This window comes from Streptomyces poriferorum (assembly GCF_019399235.1).
Lineage (GTDB): Bacteria > Actinomycetota > Actinomycetes > Streptomycetales > Streptomycetaceae > Streptomyces > Streptomyces poriferorum.
In genome coordinates this window covers 1-2,798 of sequence record NZ_JAELVH010000564.1, presented here as the reverse complement: position 1 = coordinate 2,798, position 2,798 = coordinate 1, and the positions used below count along the sequence as shown (strand labels likewise).

At 71.0% G+C, this 2,798-nt stretch carries 2 protein-coding genes and 1 pseudogene; 1 reads left to right on the top strand and 2 read right to left on the bottom strand.

All coding sequences use genetic code 11. From position 1 onward, the window contains the following. Positions 1 to 438, bottom strand: a 438-nt coding sequence (locus JGS39_RS39660) for a DUF2510 domain-containing protein (RefSeq protein ID WP_219574607.1), incomplete at its 3' end; no start/stop codon positions are given. 245 nt (positions 439 to 683) lie between these two features. Between JGS39_RS39660 and JGS39_RS39655 the strand changes: the two are divergent. After that, positions 684 to 1,159, top strand: a pseudogene (locus tag JGS39_RS39655) (SsgA family sporulation/cell division regulator). 28 nt (positions 1,160 to 1,187) lie between these two features. On the opposite strand, the gene JGS39_RS39650 reads toward JGS39_RS39655, so the two are convergent. After that, entirely contained in the window at positions 1,188 to 2,555 is a 1,368-nt protein-coding gene (locus tag JGS39_RS39650) for an FAD-binding oxidoreductase (RefSeq protein WP_219574606.1), read from the bottom strand. Between the last annotated feature and the right edge of the window lie 243 nt (positions 2,556 to 2,798).

Sequence of the window (2,798 nt, the reverse complement as noted above, 5' to 3'; positions counted from 1 at the left end):
GGCCCGGTCCGCCGGAGCGGCCTCGGGGGAACCGGCCGCGGGCGTCCGCGGATCGGCTTCGGCCCTGCCGTCCCGCGGTTCGGACTGCCCGCCCCAGGAGACCCGTCGGTCGCGCTCGCCGCCGAAGCCGGTCTGCCGGGAGGCGTCGGCCTGCCAGGCGGTGGCGGGTTCGGGGCGGTTCCCCTCGTACGGGTCCTCGTCGAAGAAGACCGGGCCGGTCTCGTCCACCGCGGCGGGTCCGGGGACGGGGGTGTGCGGTGCGGCCTCCTCCCCGGCGGGCGCGGCGGGCATGGGTTCGCCCTGCTGCGGGGCGGGCCGGCTGGTGCCGGGCACCCAGGAAGCGCCGTTCCAGTACCGGACGTATCCGGGAATGGACGGGTCGGGGTAGTACCCCTCGCGGGGTCGGTCGTCACCGGGTGCCGGGGTTGGGGCGCTCATCACCGTGGTCCCGTATCTCTTCGAGGCCTGGGACCGGCCGGCGATGGGGGAACGGCCGGTCCTCATAGAAGGGACCACATCTATCAGACAGCCGCCTGTCACCGGGCCGGTCCCGGTGTTTGGACCACTTTCCGGTCGCTCCGAAATATTTTTCCCGAAGTCGCGTAATGAATGGCGGGGAGGGCGCTCTCTCCCTGTGCGGGCGGTCGTGCGACCGGCCCACAGGCATCGAAAGGACGCACCTCATGAACACCGTCGTGGAACGAGAGCTGGAGCTCAAGCTCGTCCTGTCGCCCGAGCGCAGCATCCCCGTGCCCGCCCGGCTGACGTATCGCACCGAGGATCCCTACGCCGTGCACATCACCTTCCACATCGGCTCCGACGCCCCCGTGCACTGGACTTTCGCCCGCGACCTGCTGGTCGAGGGGGTGTTCCGGCCGTGCGGGCACGGGGACGTGCGGATCTGGCCCACGAAGGTCGAGGGCCGCAGCGTCATCCCGTGGCGCTGACCTCGCCGGACGGCAACGCCCTGCTGGAGGTGCCGTCCGCCGCGGTGGCCACCTGGGTGGAGCGGACGCTGCACGCCGTCGCGCCGGGTGCGGAGTCCGAGCGGCTCGGCATCGACGAGGCGCTGGCCGAGCTGCTCGCGCCGCTGCCCGCCGACGACCTGTGGATGAGCGACCCGTGGCCGTCGGACGAGTCGCAGGACGGGGAGAGTTGAGAGGGCGGCCGGGGCTTCGGACGGCCTCTCAGAAGACCTTGCCCGGGTTGAGGAGGCCCAGCGGGTCGAAGGCCTGCTTGATACCCCGGTGCAGTTCCACGCTCACCTCGCCGAGTTCCCGGGCGAGCCACTCCTTCTTGAGTACGCCCACGCCGTGTTCGCCGGTGATCGTGCCGCCGAGTGCGAGGCCGAGCGCCATGATCTCGTCGAAGGACTCGCGGGCCCGTCGGGACTCGTCGGCGTCGGTGTGGTCGAAGCAGACGACGGGGTGGGTGTTGCCGTCGCCCGCGTGTGCGCAGACGCCGATGGTGAGGTCGTACTTCTCGGCGACGGCCGCCGTGCCTTCGAGCATGGCGCCGAGCTGCGAGCGCGGTACGCACACGTCGTCGATCATGGTCGCCGACTTGACGGTCTCCAGCGCGGTGAGCGACATGCGCCGGGCCTGGAGCAGCATTTCGGACTCGGCGGCGTCCTCGGCGGGGACGACCTCGGTGGCTCCGGCGGCGGTGCACAGTTCGGCGACGGCGGCGAGGTCGGCGGAGGGGTCCGGGGTGTCGAAGGCGGCGAGCAGGAGGGCCTCGGTGGAGTCGGGGAGGCCCATGTTCGCCATCCTGTTGACCGCTTGGACTGTTGTACGGTCCATCAGTTCGAGGAGTGACGGTGTGTGCCCGCGTTCCATGATGCGGCAGATGGCGTCGCAGGCGCTTGCCGCGCTGGGGAACTCGGCGGCCAGGACGAGCTGCTGGGGCGGTTGCGGTTTGAGCGCGAGCACGGCCTTGACAACGATGCCGAGGCTGCCTTCGGAGCCGACGAAGAGCCGGGTGAGGTCGTATCCGGCGACGCCCTTGGCGGTGCGGCGGCCGGTGGTGAGCAGGCGTCCGTCGGCGAGGACGACGTCGAGGCCCAGGACGTATTCGGCGGTGACCCCGTACTTCACGCAGCACAGGCCGCCGGAGGCGGTGCCGATGTTGCCGCCGATGGTGCACATCTCCCAGCTGGAGGGGTCCGGCGGGTAGTACAGCCCGTGCTCGTTGACCGCGCGGGACAGGACGGCGTTGATGACACCCGGCTCCACCACGGCGATGCGGTCGACGGGGCTGATCTCCAGGATCCGGTCCATCTTCACCAGGGAGAGCACGATGCAGCCGTCCGAGGCGTTGGCCGCGCCGGACAGGCCGGTGCGGGCGCCCTGGGGGACGACCGGGACGCGCAGCGCGGTGGCGGTGCGCATGATGTGCTGGACCTGCTCGACGGTGCGGGGCAGCGTGACGACGGCGGGTGTGCCCGCTTCGCAGAAGCTCGCCATGTCGTTGGCGTAGGACGCGGTGATGTCCGGGTCGGTGATCAGGGCCTCGGCCGGCAGGCCCGCGCGCAGTAGTTCGAGAAGATCGTCCATGATCCAAGACTGGCACCCGGGCCCATTGGTGTGAACCCGTATGCGGCAGCGTTCCCAAGGTCAGGTGTGATCTTCGTACTGACGCAGAGTGATCGGCATGGACGACACGTCACGGCAGACCTCGACGGCCCACGGGCCGGACCATGACCACGGCACTCCCCCCGCCGCACCCTACGAGTCCCCGCCGGACCTGCCGCCGTCCCCCGTGTCCCTGGCCGAGCCGCCGCCCGCCTCGTTGCGCAC

Excerpts from the sequence above, each read along its gene's own strand:
- JGS39_RS39650 (WP_219574606.1), bottom strand. The coding sequence starts at position 2,555 with ATGGACGATCTTCTCGAACTACTGCGCGCGGGCCTGCCGGCCGAGGCC.